Origin of the sequence: Mesorhizobium sp. M0618 (genome assembly GCF_040320765.1) — a bacterium.
Taxonomy (GTDB): domain Bacteria; phylum Pseudomonadota; class Alphaproteobacteria; order Rhizobiales; family Rhizobiaceae; genus Mesorhizobium.
The window spans coordinates 1-16,932 of record NZ_JAMYQH010000046.1 but is presented as its reverse complement, the minus strand read 5'-3'; the positions used below and the strand labels follow the sequence as shown (position 1 = coordinate 16,932).

Below are 16,932 nucleotides of genomic sequence, written 5' to 3'. Positions count from 1 at the left end.
TTCTCAGCGAACCCCTTTCACGAGGTCGCGCGCGGCGGTGATGATGTCGGGAACCTGCGGCACCGTCGCCTTCTCCAACTCCGGATTGTAGGGGATCGGCGTTTCGGCGCCGCCCAGCCGCACGATCGGCGCATCGAGATAATCGAACGCTTCGCTCTCGGCGATCATGGCGCTGACCTCGGCGCCGATGCCCAGCGTCTTGACCGCTTCGTAGACGCACATCAGCCGCGATGTCTTCTTGACGCTATCGATGACGGTTTGCTTGTCCATCGGCCGGATGGTCCGGAGATCGACGACCTCGACGTCGATGCCTTCGCTCTCCAGCACGGCAGCGGCGTCGAGCGCCTTCTGCACCATGATCGAGGTGGCGACGATGGTGAGGTCCCGGCCCTCGCGGCGGATATCGGCCTTGCCGATCGGCACCGTGTAATAGCCTTCGGGCACCGGGCCCTTCATCTTGTAGAGCAGCTTGTGCTCGAAGATCATCACCGGATCGGGATCGGCGACCGCCGCCAAAAGCATACCCTTGGCATCATAGGGCGTCGCCGGCTGGATGACTTTCAGACCCGGCACATGGCCGAGCCAGGCCTCGAGGCTCTGGCTGTGCTGAGCCGCCGCACCGGTGCCGGAACCGGCGGGAAAGCGCATCACCACGGGAACCGAAACCTCGCCGCCCAGCATGAAGCGCATCTTGGCCGCCTGGTTGACGATCTGCTCCATGGCAAGCGTGGCGAAATCGGAAAACTGGAACTCGAAGATCGGCCGCATGCCGGTGAGGGCAGCGCCCACCGCAACGCCCGCGCCGCCCAGTTCCGAAATCGGTGTGTCGATGACGCGGTCAGCGCCGTAACGTTCGACCAGGTCGCCAGTGACCTGGAAGGCGCCGCCATAGACACCGATATCCTCACCCATCAGGAAGACGCGTTCGTCCATGTCCATGGCGATCGCCATGGCTTCCTGGATCGCCTGGGCGTAGCTCAGTTCACGCACCATCGCGTCCATCACGCCTGCTCCGTATACACGTAATTTCCGGTCTCGCTGATATCGGGCGATGGGCTCGCCTTGGCGAACTCGATGCCCTCGGCGATCTCTTGCGCCACGGCATCGCGAATGGCCTCGATGCCCTTGTCGTCGATGAAGCCGAATTCCCTGAGCTCGCTTTCGAACAGGGTGATCGGATCGCGGTTCGACATCCAGTCCTCGATCTCTTCCTTGGTGCGATAGCGGTTGCGGTCGCTCTTGGAATGGCCGCGATGGCGGTAGGTCTTGGACTCGATCAGCGTCGGCCCCTCGCCGGCGCGGGCTCGGGCGATGGCCTGATGAGACGCCTCGGCGACCTCGGAGAAGATGTTGCCGTTGACGATGACGCCGGGCATCGAATAGGCGGCGGCGCGCTCGGCGATGTTCTTGACCGCGGTCGAGCGGGCCGTCGATGTCGACATGCCATAGCCATTGTTCTCGCAGACGAAAATGACAGGCAGCTTCCAGACCGCCGCCATGTTGAGCGCCTCGTGGAAAGCGCCTTCATTGTTGGCGCCATCGCCGAAGAAGGAGACCACGACCTTGCCGGTCTTCATCATCTTGGAGGACAATGCCGCCCCGACGGCGATCGGGATGCCGCCACCGACGATGCCATTGGCGCCGAGATTGCCCTTGCCGACATCGGCGATGTGCATCGAGCCGCCACGGCCCTTGCAATAGCCTGTGGTCTTGCCGAAGAACTCGGCGAACATGCGCTTGACCTCGGCACCCTTGGCTATGCAGTGGCCATGACCGCGATGCGTCGAGGTGATCTGGTCATCCTCGGCAAGCGGCATGCAGATGCCCATGGCGCTGGCTTCCTGGCCGATCGACAAATGCATGGTGCCGTGGATGAGACCGCGCGTGTAGCACTCCTCCGCGCCCTCTTCGAAGCGGCGGATCAGGTACATCTTATGGAGCACCTCCCTGAGCTGCTCGGCGCTGTAGTGGCGGTAGACGAAGGGCAGATTGGCGCGACTGTCAGTGACGGCTTTGCTGGCTGTGGCCATGATCACGCTCCCACGGACCCATAGACGAGCTTGTCCTGGCGGGCGCGCAGTTCGGCGATCTTGGAGCCCGCCGCGGGCGCTGCATTCGCGTAGGTTATGAGCTCGCCCTTCTTGATCGGCGCGGTGACCGAGCCGCCCTGCAGCAGGCCGCAGGGAATGGCCTTGGCGGCGCGCGCCTCAGGCGTCGTCATGATCCAGGCACGATAGCAATATTCGCCGATCGCATCGAGCTTCTCGCCGGGCTTCATGTCCTTCTTGGCCACGGCGGCGACTTCGGCCACCGGTTTGGCCAGCGGCACCATGTCGGCCTTGCCGTAGAGCACGACGCGCGCGCAGGTCAGCGGCACTTCGAGCGAGGTCAGGTGATAGGGACGATGGAAAGTGAAATACGGGCCCTTGCCCATCTTCAAATCTTCCATGCGCTCGGAGATGCGCGGATGCGACATATCGGCAACGACGAAGACGCCGGGCGCGACACCCTTGCCGATCGAATAGTCGACGACGCCGACCCTCGACAGCACGCCGCCATCCTTCTGCGGCACCAGCACCTTGGACAGTTCGCCAAGCGTCGCCGCCGGGCCATGCATGCCGGCCTTGTCTGGAATCAGGCCGGTGGCATTGGCGATTGCCGCCATCTCGACCATGGTCTTGGAGCCGTCGACGAATTCGACCAGCATCCGCACATTCATGTGCCGGCGCTTGGCTTCCTCCTCATAGTCGGGGGGAATGGCGTCGATGTTGAGCGGATTGTTCTTGCCCTTGCCTGCGGCAACGATCGGATGGCCCATGGCCGAAACGAATTCGATGAGTTCCATGCAGGAGGACGGCTCGTCGCCGGCGCCCAGCGAATAGGTGACGCCGAGCCGGTCGGCCTCGCTCTTCAGATAGGCGCCGATGGTGACGTCGGCCTCGACATTCATCATCACCAGATGCTTGCCATGTTCCATGGCGCGCAGCCCGATCTCGGCGCCGACGGCGGGAACCCCGGTGGCGTCGATGACGACGTCGATCAGATCGTTGTTGATGACCAGATTGGCGTCGTTGGTCACCGCGACCTTGCCGGCTTCCATCGCCGCGGTCATCGCCGAAACGTTGGACACTTCGCGCGCATGCCCGGTTTCCTGAAAGGCGATATCGACGGCCTTGCTGGCGGCAGGCAGGTTCAGTTCGGAAATGGCGCCGATCTCGATGCCCGACATATGGGCGACACGAGTGACGATGTCGGTTCCCATCTCGCCCGAGCCGATCAGGCCGATACGGATAGGCTTGCCCGACTTGGCGCGTTCCTCGAGATCGCGGGCAAGGCCCGTCAACGAAACATTGGAAGCCATACCGCTCGTTCCTCCCATAATGCAGGCTTGTTCGATTGCCTGACGGGTATTGAACATCTGTATTTCTGTCAAGACTAATGTCCAGATTCTCGTGCTTAAAACCACTTTCCCGGCAGCCCGAACCACGGAGGAAAACGAAGCTGGGAACCGCGCGGCGCGCAAAGACAGGTTCGCTCGCAGTCGCGCTGGAACAACGCCAGCGCGGAACGCTTTTTGGGATTATGGACGGCTGTGAAATAAAAATACCGGAATATAAAACTATAAAATTTATCTTTCATGGCGTGTTCTCGCGTGCTAGCGTCGCGTCACGACTGGAAATGGAGTGCGCTTCCTGGGGTGGCATTTTCCGGTCTGTTCCAAATAGGTCTGCCAAGGGACAGCGGTCGATGAAGACGAAAACGCCTAGCGGGAAGGCTGTGTCCGGAGAGACTGAGGTGGCCAGTGCGCTGGAAGCCAGGTTGCGTGAGGGCTGGCTGGATTTCGCCCGGACCGAGCAGGCAATTGCGCGATACCTGCTCGCCAACATCCATGACATTCCCTTTGAAACTGGCGCCACCATTGCCGTCGGCGCCGGTGTAAGCGAGGCAAGCGTCACCCGTTTCGTACGGCGTCTCGGTTACACCGATCTCAAGGAAATGAAGCGTGGCCTGCGCTCCGCACCGAAAGCCGGAGGCCCGGGCCTGGACAGTGCCGAGTTGCGTTTCCGCATCGGCGGCGAAAAGCGGGAGCGGTTGGCTCGCAGCCTGGAGATGGAGCAGCAGGCCTTGACCGCGGCCTATGGCCTTGCCCAGGGCGAAATGTGGTCCGAAATTGTTCATCTGCTGAGCACCTGTGATCGCGTGAACTGCGTCAGCTTCCAGGCAGTGAAGGGATTGGGGCTCGATTTCGCGACGCGTCTGCGCTGGGTGCGGAGCGATGTCCGCTTTGCCGAAGGTTTGGGCGGCACGTTCTCGGAAATCCTCACCGACAGCGGCGAAAATTCTTGTGTCCTGCTGATCGACACAGCGGAATACGCCGCGATGAGCTTTCGGCTTTGCGCCCAGATCAAGCGCCGGAAGATTCCTCTGATCATCGTTACCGACAAATACAGTCATTGGGCATCTGAATACACAAAACTGGCGCTCGAAGTATCGACGCGCGTCGACCTGTACTGGGATTCGACGGCCGCGATAAGTTCGGTTCTGAACCTCCTCACGCATTCCGTTGCCGAGAAACTCGGCAAATCGGCCGAGACGCGGATGAATGAGCTGGAGGATATCGCCGGGATCCTGCGGACCTTCCACAAGCCGCCACGGCGCGTCGCACGGCACATCAAAGAAGAAGGCGAAGAATGACGATGCATCACCCGTTGCTGAAACCGTGGACAGTCAGGGCAAGCGCATGAAGTTGACGGAATACGCCGCCTATGACGGCGTTGGTCTGGCCGATCTCCTGCGCAAGCGGGAAGTTACGCCGCGCGAACTGGGAAACAGCATCCTTTCAGGGATCGCCGCGGTCAATCCGCAGCTCAATGCCGTGATCGAAACCTATGCCGATGCGATCGAAGCGCTCGGCGAGGATCCCGGACCCGCACCTTTCCACGGCATGCCGACATTGACCAAGGATTTCCCCATCGAAGCCGGCCGGCCGGGAGAGTTCGGCAGCGTTCTTGCCAAGGGTTTCATCTGCGGCGACGATCACGCCTTCTGGGTGAAAATGCGATCCGGCGGCCTTGCCAATATCGGGCGCACCACCACGTCGGAATTCGGCATAGCGGCGGCAACCGAATCCTCCCTCTATGGTGCGACACGCAACCCCTGGGATACCAGCAGGGGTGTTTCGGGATCGAGCGGCGGCGCAGCGGCAGCCGTTGCCGCCGGCATCGTTCCCTTCGCGCAAGGCGCCGACGGTGGCGGCTCCATTCGCACCCCCGCCGCCTTTTGTGGTGTCGTCGGCCTGAAGCCGTCTCGTGGCCGGATCAGCGGTGCGCCGGAATCGAATGCGCCAATGCTGGGTCTCGCCATTTCATTCATGCTGACACGCTCGATCCGCGACACGGCGGCTTTGCTTGATCTGGGGTCTGGTGCGCTTCCCGGCGACAGCTATGAGATCGTCCCTCCAGCCACCAGCTATGCCCAGGCGATCAAGACGCCACCAAAGGCTTTGCGCATTGCCCTGTGTACAACGTCCTGGTCCGGCTATCCGCTCGACGCCGAGGTGAAGGCGGCAGTTCTCGAAGTGGGCAAGAGGCTGGAGCAACTGGGCCACAAGGTCGTCGAAGCCGGGCCTGTGTTCGATTATGAGCGCTATCTGGCGGCACAGAAAGTGATCTGGGCAGCTTCTACGGCGCAGTCGCTCGACGAGTTGGCGGGCTTGCTGCGACGGCCAGTCGAAGAGGCCTGCCTGCAGCAGACGACACTTGCTGTCTATCGCCATGGCCGAACGCTGGACGCGGCAAGCCTGATCGCGGCCCTCGCTGTTTATGACCAGATCACGCGGACGGTTGGCGAATTCCTGGCCGTCCATGACGTGCTGGTGACGCCGACTTGCGCGATCCCGCCGGAGTTGCTCGGCACGCACAACCCGGATCGTCCTGGCCGCGACATCGACACGGTGTTCGCCGATCTGGCGCCGAAGGAGACGTTCAGCGCGCTCTTCAACGGCACTGGATCGCCGGCGATATCCCTGCCGCTCGGCTGGACGCAAAACGGCCTGCCGATCGGCGTGCAGTTTGTCGCCGCATTCGGACGCGACGATCTGCTGCTACGGCTAGGTGCGGTGCTTGAGGCCGACTACGCCTGGCACCAGCGCAAACCACCTGCCCACATCACCAAGACTGCTTGAACCAACAAGGACTGCTTGAACCAACAAGCATGGAACCGCCCCGGGAACATCATCAACGAAAATGGGAGATTGTCATGGACCGCAGAGTATTCCTCAAAAGTGCGGCGTTTGCCGGCTTCAGCATCGCGACGTTGCCGGCCACATTGCTTCGAGCCAATGCTGACGGCAGCAAGATACTGCGTATGGCCTATGGGGCCGAGGTTCTCACCCTGGACCCGATCAAAACCACTTACGGAGCCGATATCCTTATCCAGGGCATGATGTATGCACGCCTGCTGCATGCCAATGCCGATCGCACAGAAGTCGGCCCGGGCCTTGCCGAGAGCTGGGACATCGCGGATGACGGCAAGACCTATACCTTCCACCTGCGCGAGGCCAAATTTTCCGATGGGTCGCCGATCACGGCCGAGGACGTGGCGTTCAGCTGGAACCGCATGCGCTTCCAGAAGGATTCCGCCTATGCGGCGCCGTTTCAGCCCCTGACCAAGGTCGAGGCAAAGGACGCCAGGACAGTGGTGATGACGCTCGACCGCAAATTCACGCCCTTCCTGACGCTGACCGAAATCTGGAATACCGGCATCGTGCCGAAGGCAGCGGTCGAGAAAATGGGCGACGACGCTTTCGCCAAGGCGCCGGTCACATCAGGGCCGTTCAAACTCGTCGAATTGAAGCCGGGAGACCGCGTGGTCCTTGGCCGCAACGAGCATTATTACCGCCAAGGCGAGCCCAAGATCGACGGCGTCGAATTCCGCTATGTCCCGGACGACAACACCAGGGTCTCGATGTTGCAGGCGGGCGAACTCGACGTCTGCCTCGCAGTTCCGGCCCCGCGCATGGCCGAGTTGAAGGCCGCCGGCTTCCGGGCCGACCCTGAACCTTCGAGCACCACCTATGACATGCTGATCAACCATTCGGCAGAACCCTTCAACGACCTCAAATTCCGCCAGGCCGTCAGCTATGGCATCGACCGCACGGCCATCAATGCCGCGGTGACGCTGGGTCTCGGCACGCCGGCCAGTTCCATCATGAGCCCGACGCTCGATTTCTTCGACAAATCGCTGCCAGTCATTGCCCGAGACGTCGAAAAGGCCAAGGCCCTGCTGGCAGAATCCGGCAAGACCGGAGCCAGTTTCGAACTCATCCAGAATGCCGGAAGTGCCGACGAGGAAAAGGCGGCGGTGCTGATCCAGGCGCAGTTGGCGGAAGTCGGCATCACCGTCAACATTGCCAAGATCGATTCAACCCAGGCATGGACCCGCCTCGCCGATGGCGAGTATCAGGCGGAAATGAACTGGTGGTACAACGAGACGCGAGATCCCGACAACGCATTGCGCTGGTGCGTCTGGGGCGCGGGCGACAACAAGTCCTACTACACCCGCTACAACAACGAAACGGTCGACAAACTGATCGATGAAGCCTCGGGTGAGGCGGACAATGCCAAACGGGCCGAGCTCTATGCCCAGATCCAGAAGACCGTGGTGGACGAGGTGGCGCAGGTGGCGCTCTATCACCCGACGTGGCTCAACGCCTACGCTCCGAGCGTGAAAGGGTTGGTCCTGAACGTCGGCCTGCAATTCTCGTCCATCGGCGGGACCAGCCTGGATTGATCAGCACAGGATGCGAGACGGGGACGAGACACTTCGTCCCCGTCTCGCATCGATTTGACACCAGGATCCCGACCATGAATCGATTCTCCTTCGTGCTTAGACGGCCGATACAGTTGATCCCCGTGCTGCTGGGTATCAGTGTGATCACCTTCCTGCTGCTGCAAATGACACCCGGCGATCCGGTTCGCCTCATGCTTGGCCCCAAGGCCAGTCAGGAGGCGATCGAATTCGTGCGGGCGCGATACGGTCTCGATCAGCCCATCCCCGTGCAGTATTTCTATTACGTGCTGAATTGCCTGCGCGGCGATTTCGGTCAGTCGATCGCCTTCCGGGGTCCCGTCAGCGGCGTCATCGCGGCACGGATCGCGCCAACGGTTTTCTTGATCCTCTACGGCCTCGTGATCTCGCTGCTGTTGACATTCGCGCTCGCGGTCACCGCTGCCCGGCAGCGCGGACGGTGGATCGATCACCTCATCCGTCTCGTCTGCGTCGCGGGCGTCGGCGTGCCGTCCTACTTTGTCGGCCTGCTGTTGATCATGGGCTTCTGCCTGCGGCTGAAGATTTTCCCGGTATCCGGTTACGGACCGACCTTTATCAACAATCTGTGGCATCTGTTCTTGCCGGCCCTGACGATCGGTATCGGGGTGACGCCGATCCTCGCGCGCAATCTGCGCGCGACCTTCATTCAGCAGCTGGACAAGGATTATGCGATCGCCTGCCGCTCCAGGGGCCTGCCGGAAAGCTACATCTTTTCCCGGCATGTGTTCTGGAATTCCCTGTTGCCGACAGTCAATCTGCTGGGCGTCGTGGTCGCCTTCCTGATCGGCGGGACGGTCGTTGTCGAAAATGTCTTCAACATTCCAGGGCTCGGCAACCTGCTCATCCGCGGCGTTCTCACGCACGACCAGTTCGTCGTCCAGGCAGTGGCCCTGCTGCTTGCCGTAGGTGTCGTCATTTCGAATTTTGCCGTCGATGTCTTGACCGCCATTCTCGACCCACGGGTGGAATTATGAGCGATGTGATGCGAGGCAGCGGCCCCTTGGCCATGGCGCGGATCCGCACGATGCCGGCAACCTTGATCATTGGCGGCGCCATCACCTTGGCCTGGATCGTCGTGGCCATTCTGGCGCCGGTGCTGACCAGTTTCGACCCGATCAAGGTCGATGTGATGCAGGCGCTGAAACCACCTGGCGCCGAGCATTGGTTTGGCACCGACGCCATCGGCCGCGATGTCCTGGCGCGGACACTGTTTGCCGCACGCTACGATCTCGCCATGGCCTTCTTCGGCGTCGTCGGTCCGATCATCCTTGGGACGATCATCGGCCTTATCGCCGGCTATCTGGGTGGCCGGATCGATGCCGCGCTGATGCGCATCCTCGAGGTCACCGTATCATTTCCCTATTTCGTCCTCGTGATCGCCATCGTGGCCGTGCTGGGGCCCGGCCTCAAGAGCTACTTCATCTCGCTCACCTTGGTGAACTGGGTCAGCTATGCGCGACTTGTGCGGAGCCAGGCGCTGGTGCTGCGCGGCGTCGATTTCGTGCTGGCGGCACGTGGCATGGGTTTTGGGCATTTTCGCATCATGCTGTTCCACATCCTGCCGAATGCCATCGTCCCATCGATCGTCTTCGTCATGACCGATGCCGTGCTGGCCATCGTGCTCGGATCATCATTGGGTTTTCTCGGCCTCGGCGTACAACCGCCGACGCCCGAATGGGGCGCCATGATCGCGGATGGGCAGACCTACCTGACGACCGCATGGTGGATTGCGATCTTCCCAGGCATCGCCATCTGCCTTCTGGCGCTCGGCCTCTCCTTGACCGCTGATGGTCTCGCCCGCCTTCTGAACACGGAATCCTGAGATGAGCGACCTCGTCAGTGTCGAGAACCTCACCATCGACTTCGCCACCAATTTTGGCGACGTCCACGCCCTGCGCGGCGTCAGCTTTTCACTAAAAGCGGGAGAGGTCCTTGGGATCGTCGGTGAATCCGGATCGGGCAAGACGGTGGCCTGCAGGGCCATCCTCAAGCTGATTGCCGGCAACGCACTGGTGAAGTCGGGCCGGATTATGTTCGAGGGCAGCGATGTCCTCGCCATGAAGGATGCCGAGCTGGGCCGGCTGCGCGGCGGGCAAGCGGCGATGATCTTCCAGAACCCGTCAACGCATCTTGATCCGATCATGACGGTCGGGCGTCAGGTGGGCGAAGCGATGGTGGTCCATCAGGGCATATCCTGGCGGCAGGCCAATGCGCGGGCGGTCGGACTGCTCGAAGACATGCATATCAAGGACGCGTCAAGGCGCGCGGGCGCCTATCCTCACGAGCTGTCCGGAGGCATGCGTCAGCGGGTGATGATTGCGGCGGCCCTTGCCTGCGAACCGAAACTGCTGATTGCCGACGAGCCCACGACGGCACTTGATGTCACGGTGCAAGCTCAGATACTCGACCTGCTCCGCGGCATCCGGCGTGAACGCAAGCTGTCGGTCATTCTGGTCTCTCACGACCTTGGCGTGATCGCGGAAATGTGCGACCGCGTCGTCGTCATGAAGGACGGTGCGGTGCTGGAAATCGGCTCGGTCGATCAGATCCTGCGTGACCCCGCCCATGAATACACGAAGCGCCTGATCGCTTCCCAACCCTCGCTGATGAAGCCGACCACGCATGCCTGCCCCGTGGCGACGGAACCGCATCTCCTGGTGAAGAACCTGTGCGTGAACTTCTACCCTGGGCAGAGCCTTGCGGCCTGGGCGACGCGCAAGCCGCCGCAAATCGTGCGCGCCGTCGACAATGTTTCGCTGGCATTGCGGCGCGGTGGGGCACTGGGGATCGTCGGCGAGTCCGGTTCCGGCAAGAGCACCATAGCCCGGGCTATTGCAGGCCTTGTGCAGCCGGAACAAGGAGAGATCGAGGTGGACGGCCAATCGCTCGATCGCGCACTGAGGCAGCGCCGACCGGAGCAGGTTCGCAAACTGCAGATGGTGTTCCAGGACCCGTTCATGTCCCTCAACCCGGCGTTTACGGTTGCGCGAACTCTGGCCGAACCGTTGCGGCAACAGAACATCTGCCCGGAAAGAGACATCCCGGAGCGGATCCGCGAGCTGATGGAAAAAGTGGAATTGCCACGCCAGTTGCTGGACCGACGCACCACGCAGCTTTCCGGCGGCCAGCGGCAGCGCGTCGGCATCGCCAGAGCGCTGGCGCTGGAGCCTGAGATCTTGATCGCCGATGAAGTCACCTCCGCTCTGGACGTCACCATCCAGGCCCAGGTGCTCGGCCTCTTTGCGCGGCTGCGCCGCGAATTGTCGCTGACACTGATCCTGATTTCCCACGATCTGGGCGTGGTGCGCTATCTCTGTGAACACGTTGCGGTCATGCAGCACGGCAAGCTGGTTGAGTATGGCAACACGGAAGACGTTCTGGATCGTCCGCAGCAGGCCTATACCCAAGAATTGATCGCCGCTATCCCGAAACTCTCGCGTCGAACGAGCAGCGGAATCCAACCAGGAGACACCCCGCTATTGGCCGCCGGAAGCAAATGCTAGACTAAAGCCTTCAGGGCCGAGTGTGATCGAGCACGGCAGCGTCAGCACCCAGGCAAGCAGCAAATTGCGTCGGGCGTTGCCGGAACGATGGCGGCGAACGGTTCCGGCTGCAATGGGGCGACGGTGCGCACACCGAAGGCCGGCAGGAACCACTTCGCGCTGCCCGATTGATCCAGCGGATGGTCCGGTCTCGGAATGCCCGCCTCGCTGGAACTATATCCACCATGTCCCACTCCAGATGCATTGCAGCAAAGAACTGGGAAGAACGCTATGGCCGCACGATGAACCCTGTGTGACGCCGGCGAACCGCGTTGACGCACAGGCCTGGCCGAAAAGCGGGTGGGCGACCTATTTGGCAATCTCGAGCAGGGACGATACCAACAGCTCGCGCTCGTCTTTCGACAGGACATCCGAATCGAAGAGGTTCATGCTGCGCAATCCCTCGATGGCGAGATAGCAGATCAATAGCGATTTGAGATCCGGCGTTTCGCCCTTCAGCCGCTCGAAAAGCTGCCGCTTGAAGGTCTTTATCGGCATCATGAAATCGGGATCCTCGGCGATGGCCGAGAAGATCCAGGACGCCGACGGCTGCTTTTCCTCGCAATCATTGGCCGACAGCCTGATGTAGACGGCCAGGGGATTTTCGTCCTTGTCATTTGTGCGGGCGGCTTCCAGCGCGTGCTCGAACTCACGCAGATAGCCTTCGACCAAACCTTGCATCAATTTGGCCTTGGTCGGGAAGTTGTAGAGGAGCCCTCCTTTCGACACGCCGGCACGGCTGGCGACGGCATCCAGCGACAGGCTGCCTGGTCCGGATTCCCGGGCAACATCAGCCGCCGCGGCGAGAATCTTCTCGCGCGAATTCGGTCGTTGGGCTCTCATGGTGCCTCCCATCGCAAGCTTAGGCCCAATTGACAAGACCGTCCAGACGGTACAGTAAGACAGCCATTATTTGAAATCGGGACCCCAGTCGATATGTGTCCCGATATCCGCGCTTCGCGCCGGATTTTCGACTGAGGGGACTTCCTTGTTCAAGCGCATACTTCGTATCTTTATCATCGTTCTGGTTCTGGCCCTGCTCGTCGTCGTGGTCGGCGGCATCGTCGGCTTCAACTTCCTGCGTGACAACGGCATCAAGCAGTACTTCGCATCGATGAAGCCGCCGGCGGCAACCGTTTCGACAACCATCGCCAAGCCTTCGGCCTGGACGCCGGGCGTCGAGGCGATCGGTACGGTCAAGGCCGTGCGCGGTGTCGACCTGACGGTCGAGACCACCGGTATCGTCAAGGACATCCTTTTCCATGCCAACCAGAAGGTGGCGGACAATGCGGTTCTGCTGCAGCTCGATGACGCCGTCGAGCGCGCCGATCTCGACGCACAGAAGGCGCAGGCCGCGCTCGATCAGACATCGCTTGCCCGCGCCATCGAACTGACCAGGCGTGGCGTTGGCTCCGACTCGACGCTGGACACGGCGCGTGCGGCGGCCTCGGCCTCGGCGTCTCAGGTCACCAAGCTGCAGGCCGTGCTCGAGCAGAAGCAGTTGACGGCGCCTTTCGGCGGCACGGTGGGCATTCCGAGGATCGATATCGGCCAGTATCTGGCGCCCGGCACCGCCGTGGTGACATTGCAGGATCTCGACACGATGCGGGTCGATTTCTCGGTTCCCGAACAGCAACTCGCTCTGCTCAAGATAGGCCAGACGATTCGATTGGGCTTTGGCGGTGAGGACAGGCCATTCGCAGGCGCCATTCGCGGCATCGACCCGAAGATCGACTCGTCCAGCCGGCTGGTGAACATCCGGGCGGAAGTCGCCAATCCCGATGGCAAGCTGACCCCCGGCCAGTTCGTGCAGGTGCGTGTCGAGCTGCCCGAAGAGCAGAACGTGCTGACCCTGCCGCAGACGGCGCTGACGACAAGTCTCTATGGCGACTACATCTTCGTGGTGCAGTCAGCCAAGCCCGCCGAGGCGGCGCCAGCTGCCAAGCCGGAGGAAAAACCCGCCGCGCCGGCAGCCGACAAATCGGCTGATGCCAAGCCTGCGGACACCAAGCCGGCCGATGCCATGAAGCCGGCGGCTGATGCAGCCAAGCCCGCCGCCGATGCGGCAAAGCCGACTGACCAGGCTCCCGATGCGGCCAAGCCGGCGGCGGAAGGTGACAAGCCCGCGCTCGTGCTGTCGCAGGTGTTCGTCAAGCCCGGCCGCCGCAATCAAGGCATGGTCGAGATCGTCGAGGGGCTGAAGGCTGGCGACGAAGTCGTCACCGCCGGTCAGAACCGCCTCTTCAACGGCATGTCCGTCGTTGTGGACAACACCATCGACCCGACCAAATCGGCGAACAAGCAGGCCGAACAGCAATGAGCTTTTCAGATCTCTTCATTCGCCGGCCTGTTCTTTCGACGGTCCTTGCCTGCATGATCCTGCTCCTGGGTTTCCAGGGCATCTTCAACCTGTCGATCCGGCAGTATCCGAAGGTCGATGAAACGGCGATCACCATCACCACGGCCTATCCGGGCGCCAGCGCCGATCTGATCCAGGGCTTCATTTCCGCCCCGATCGCGCGCGCCGTCGCCTCGACCGAAAACATCGACTACGTCACCTCGTCCAGCCGCCCGTCCTCCAGCACCGTGACGGTGCAGATGAAGCTCGGCTCGAACCCCGACGTCGCGCTGACCGAAGTTCTGTCCAAGGTCCAGGGCGTGCGCGGCACCTTGCCGGACGCATCGAAGGACCCTGTCATCGTCAAGGGCACCGGCCAGCAGTTCGCGATGATGTACATCTCGATGCAGAATCCGAACATGACGAAGGAGCAGCTTACGGAGTATATCGAGCGCGTCATCAGGCCGCGCATGTCGACGGTCGAAGGCGTCGCCGACGTGCAGATCTTCGGCGCCCAGGAATACTCGATGCGCGTCTGGATCGATCCGGTCAAGCTTGCCGCGCGCGGCGTGACGGCCTCCGAACTGCTGACGGCGATCAACAATTCCAACTTCCTGTCGGCGCCCGGCAACACCCAGAACGAGTATGTCGTTTCCTCGATCACCGTGCGCTCGACATTGCAGACGCCGGAGGCCTTCGCCGAACTGCCGCTGCGCTCGACTGACGGCAATGTGGTGCGGTTGCGCGACGTGGCTCGCGTCGAACTCGCCGCAGAGAACACCGACACCAGGGTCTCGTTCAACGGCAAGCCAGGCACCTTCCTCGCCATCTTCCCGACGCCGGCGGCCAATCCGCTGACCACGGCGGCTGCGCTCACCAAGCTGGTGCCGCAGATTCAGGAGACGCTGCCGAAAGGCATGACGATCGAGGTCGTCTACGACGCGACCGGGCAGATCAGCGCTTCCATCGAAGAGGTGTTCAAGACCATCGCCGAGGCGGTTGCCATCGTCATCGTCGTCATCCTTCTGTTCCTTGGCTCCTTCCGGTCGGTGATGATGCCGATCATCACCATCCCGTTGTCGCTGATCGGCGTCTGCTTCCTTTTGTTTGCTGTCGGCTACTCGATCAACCTGCTGTCGCTGCTGGCCATGGTGCTGGCGATCGGCCTGGTCGTCGACGACGCCATCGTGGTGGTGGAGAACATCCATCGTCACATGGAAGAAGACCACATGTCGCCGATGCAGGCTGCGTTCAGCGGTATGCGCGAAATCGCGTCAGCCATCGTTGCCATGACCATGACGCTGGCCGCCGTGTTCGCGCCGCTGGCCTTCACCGGCGGCCTCACCGGCGCGCTGTTCCGCGAATTCGCGGTCACGCTCGCCGGCTCGGTGGTGCTGTCGGGCGTCATCGCCATCACCATCACCCCGATGATGTCGGCACGCCTCTTGAAGTCCGGCACGCCGGGCCGTTTCCAGCGCATTGTCGACGGCACCTTCGCGCGCGTCGAGCATGTCTATGAACGGGCCGTCACCGGGTCGCTCAATTATCGCCCATTGACGCTGATCATCGTGCTTGCGCTTGTCGGTGTCACCGGCTTCATGTTCACCAAGACCTCGAGCGAACTGGCGCCGGAAGAGGACCAGGGCTTTCTGCTCTCGATTGTGACGGGGCCGCGTTATGCGACCTCCGATTACACCGAGACTTACGTCAACCAGATCCTCGGCCTGGTGAAGGATATTCCCGAAACACGGGCGCAGTTCTCGGCCGTCGCCTTCGGAGGCACGACAAACAGCGCCTTCGTCGGCTATGCCTTCAAGGACTGGGCGGAACGCAAGCGCAATTCGAAGGAACTGCAGGCCGACATTACGGCCCGTATCGCCAAAGTGGCCGGGGTCGAGGCTTTCGTCTTTGCACCGCCGACGCTGCCGGGCTCCGGCGGCGGCCTGCCCATTTCCATGGTGGTGCGATCGACGGGCGCTTCCTCGGAGGTGTACGAGGTGGCCGAGCAGATCAAGAACAAGGCGCAGGCCTCCGGCCGCTTCATCGTCGTGCAGAATTCGATGGCCTATGACGCGCCGGAGGTGACGGTGACCATTGACCGCGACCGCGCCGCGGCGCTGAACCTACCGATCGCCGATATCGGCCGCACGCTGACCTTGCTGGTCGGCGGCGCCGAAGTGGCGCAGTTCGACCGCGATTCCAACAGCTACGACATCATCCCGCAGGTGCCGCAAGAGTTTCGCGACAACCCCGACAAGCTTGGCGAATACTTCGTGCGCAGCGTGACGGGCGAGATGGTGCCGCTATCGGCGGTGGTCAAGATTTCGACCAATGCGGCGCCGGCGGCAATCGAGCAGTTCAACCAGCTGAATTCGTCGACGATTTCGGCGCTTCCGTTACCCGGTGTCACCACTGGCGACGGGCTGAAGGCGCTGGAGGACATCGCAAAGGAGAGCCTGCCCGACACCTTCTTCCTCGACTATTCCGGTCAATCGCGGCAGGAAAAGGAACAGGGCAACACCATCCTGATCGCTTTCGCGGCCGCCGTGGTCGTCATCTATCTGGTGCTGGCGGCGCAGTTTGAAAGCTTCCGCGACCCGCTGATCATCATGATGGCGGTGCCGCTGTCGATCTTCGGCGCGATCGTGCCGCTCAATCTGGGCCTCGGGACGCTCAACATCTACACGCAGGTCGGCCTGATCACACTGATCGGTCTGATAACCAAGCACGGCATCCTGCTGGTCGAGTTCGCCAACCAGCAACGTGAAAAACATGGCATGCGGCGGCGCGACGCCATCATCGCCTCGGCCAAGGTGCGCCTGCGGCCGATCCTGATGACGACAGCGGCGATGGCGCTCGGCGTGGTGCCGCTGATCACCTCCAGCGGCGCTGGTGCCGCGGCCCGCTATTCGATGGGCCTGGTCATCTTCACCGGCATCCTGGTCGGCACCATGTTCACGCTCTTCGTCGTGCCCATGTTCTACACCTTCATCGCCAGCAAGGACCTGCCTCATTTGGCGGAGAAGCCGGATCCCAAGCTGATGCCGGCACTGCCGAGCTAGGGCGGTCGAGGGAGTCCCGCCCGGAAATGCGCAGGGCAAATCGATGGAAGCAAAAGAAAAGAGGCCGGGAATTTCTGAACTGACCCCATAAAGTTGGACGGTTCATTGAGTTGGTAGGTTTAAGGGCTGGTTCCTGTATTGCACAGGGGCCAGCCCTTTC

The 16,932-nt window shown here is 61.8% G+C and carries 12 protein-coding genes; 8 read left to right on the top strand and 4 right to left on the bottom strand.

Annotated features, from left to right (window positions below):
• Nucleotides 1-3: 3 nt before the first annotated feature.
• From NKJ04_RS31335 to NKJ04_RS31325, 3 genes are read right to left on the bottom strand one after another with little or no spacing between them, the layout of a single operon-like run.
• Complete coding sequence (locus tag NKJ04_RS31335; protein WP_352679566.1) at nucleotides 4-1,002, bottom strand: alpha-ketoacid dehydrogenase subunit beta; 999 nt, start codon at nucleotides 1,000-1,002, stop codon at nucleotides 4-6.
• Nucleotides 1,002-2,030, bottom strand: a complete 1,029-nt coding sequence (locus tag NKJ04_RS31330; protein ID WP_127261511.1) for a thiamine pyrophosphate-dependent dehydrogenase E1 component subunit alpha — start codon at nucleotides 2,028-2,030, stop codon at nucleotides 1,002-1,004. The genes NKJ04_RS31335 and NKJ04_RS31330 overlap by 1 nt, the downstream gene beginning before the upstream one ends.
• A gap of 2 nt (nucleotides 2,031-2,032) precedes the next feature.
• On the bottom strand, nucleotides 2,033-3,361 hold the full coding sequence (locus NKJ04_RS31325) for an NAD(P)H-dependent oxidoreductase (protein ID WP_352442059.1): 1,329 nt from the start codon (nucleotides 3,359-3,361) through the stop codon (nucleotides 2,033-2,035).
• A 434-nt stretch (nucleotides 3,362-3,795) separates the two neighbouring features.
• Here NKJ04_RS31325 and NKJ04_RS31320 point away from each other — a divergent pair, with 434 nt between their 5' ends.
• The 6 genes from NKJ04_RS31320 (at nucleotide 3,796) to NKJ04_RS31295 (ending at nucleotide 11,333) form a co-directional block, all read left to right on the top strand.
• Nucleotides 3,796-4,695, top strand: coding sequence for a MurR/RpiR family transcriptional regulator (locus tag NKJ04_RS31320; protein WP_164893024.1), 900 nt, complete (start codon nucleotides 3,796-3,798; stop codon nucleotides 4,693-4,695).
• 46 nt (nucleotides 4,696-4,741) lie between these two features.
• Nucleotides 4,742-6,184 carry an amidase gene (locus NKJ04_RS31315; protein ID WP_352679562.1) on the top strand — a complete coding sequence of 481 codons (1,443 nt, stop codon included), beginning with the start codon at nucleotides 4,742-4,744 and terminating at the stop codon, nucleotides 6,182-6,184.
• Nucleotides 6,185-6,258: 74 nt separating this feature from the next.
• Nucleotides 6,259-7,791, top strand: coding sequence for an ABC transporter substrate-binding protein (locus NKJ04_RS31310; protein WP_352679559.1), 1,533 nt, complete (start codon nucleotides 6,259-6,261; stop codon nucleotides 7,789-7,791).
• 74 nt (nucleotides 7,792-7,865) lie between these two features.
• Complete coding sequence (locus NKJ04_RS31305; RefSeq protein WP_023811025.1) at nucleotides 7,866-8,804, top strand: ABC transporter permease; 939 nt, start codon at nucleotides 7,866-7,868, stop codon at nucleotides 8,802-8,804.
• Nucleotides 8,801-9,652, top strand: coding sequence for an ABC transporter permease (locus tag NKJ04_RS31300; RefSeq protein ID WP_352679556.1), 852 nt, complete (start codon nucleotides 8,801-8,803; stop codon nucleotides 9,650-9,652). Before NKJ04_RS31305 ends, NKJ04_RS31300 begins: the two co-directional genes overlap by 4 nt.
• Nucleotide 9,653: 1 nt before the next feature.
• Nucleotides 9,654-11,333, top strand: a complete 1,680-nt coding sequence (locus tag NKJ04_RS31295) for a dipeptide ABC transporter ATP-binding protein (protein ID WP_127295206.1) — start codon at nucleotides 9,654-9,656, stop codon at nucleotides 11,331-11,333.
• Between the two features lie 348 nt (nucleotides 11,334-11,681).
• Here the strand turns inward: NKJ04_RS31295 and NKJ04_RS31290 are convergent, their stop codons facing one another.
• The gene (locus NKJ04_RS31290; protein WP_023811021.1) at nucleotides 11,682-12,215 is read right to left on the bottom strand and encodes a TetR/AcrR family transcriptional regulator; all 534 of its coding nucleotides are present in this window, start codon (nucleotides 12,213-12,215) and stop codon (nucleotides 11,682-11,684) included.
• Nucleotides 12,216-12,360: 145 nt separating this feature from the next.
• On the opposite strand from NKJ04_RS31290, the gene NKJ04_RS31285 reads away from it, so the two are divergent.
• Both NKJ04_RS31285 and NKJ04_RS31280 read left to right on the top strand, forming a co-directional pair.
• Nucleotides 12,361-13,692 (top strand): efflux RND transporter periplasmic adaptor subunit, encoded by a 1,332-nt coding sequence (locus NKJ04_RS31285; RefSeq protein WP_352679553.1) that lies wholly within the window; start codon nucleotides 12,361-12,363, stop codon nucleotides 13,690-13,692.
• Complete coding sequence (locus NKJ04_RS31280) at nucleotides 13,689-16,772, top strand: efflux RND transporter permease subunit (protein WP_352679551.1); 3,084 nt, start codon at nucleotides 13,689-13,691, stop codon at nucleotides 16,770-16,772. Before NKJ04_RS31285 ends, NKJ04_RS31280 begins: the two co-directional genes overlap by 4 nt.
• Nucleotides 16,773-16,932: the final 160 nt, after the last annotated feature.

Excerpts from the sequence above, each read along its gene's own strand:
- NKJ04_RS31295 (WP_127295206.1), top strand. The coding sequence starts at position 9,654 with ATGAGCGACCTCGTCAGTGTCGAGAACCTCACCATCGACTTCGCCACC.
- NKJ04_RS31310 (WP_352679559.1), top strand. The coding sequence starts at position 6,259 with ATGGACCGCAGAGTATTCCTCAAAAGTGCGGCGTTTGCCGGCTTCAGC.
- NKJ04_RS31300 (WP_352679556.1), top strand. The coding sequence starts at position 8,801 with ATGAGCGATGTGATGCGAGGCAGCGGCCCCTTGGCCATGGCGCGGATC.
- NKJ04_RS31335 (WP_352679566.1), bottom strand. The coding sequence starts at position 1,002 with ATGGACGCGATGGTGCGTGAACTGAGCTACGCCCAGGCGATCCAGGAA.
- NKJ04_RS31305 (WP_023811025.1), top strand. The coding sequence starts at position 7,866 with ATGAATCGATTCTCCTTCGTGCTTAGACGGCCGATACAGTTGATCCCC.
- NKJ04_RS31280 (WP_352679551.1), top strand. The coding sequence starts at position 13,689 with ATGAGCTTTTCAGATCTCTTCATTCGCCGGCCTGTTCTTTCGACGGTC.
- NKJ04_RS31325 (WP_352442059.1), bottom strand. The coding sequence starts at position 3,361 with ATGGCTTCCAATGTTTCGTTGACGGGCCTTGCCCGCGATCTCGAGGAA.
- NKJ04_RS31315 (WP_352679562.1), top strand. The coding sequence starts at position 4,742 with ATGAAGTTGACGGAATACGCCGCCTATGACGGCGTTGGTCTGGCCGAT.
- NKJ04_RS31290 (WP_023811021.1), bottom strand. The coding sequence starts at position 12,215 with ATGAGAGCCCAACGACCGAATTCGCGCGAGAAGATTCTCGCCGCGGCG.
- NKJ04_RS31330 (WP_127261511.1), bottom strand. The coding sequence starts at position 2,030 with ATGGCCACAGCCAGCAAAGCCGTCACTGACAGTCGCGCCAATCTGCCC.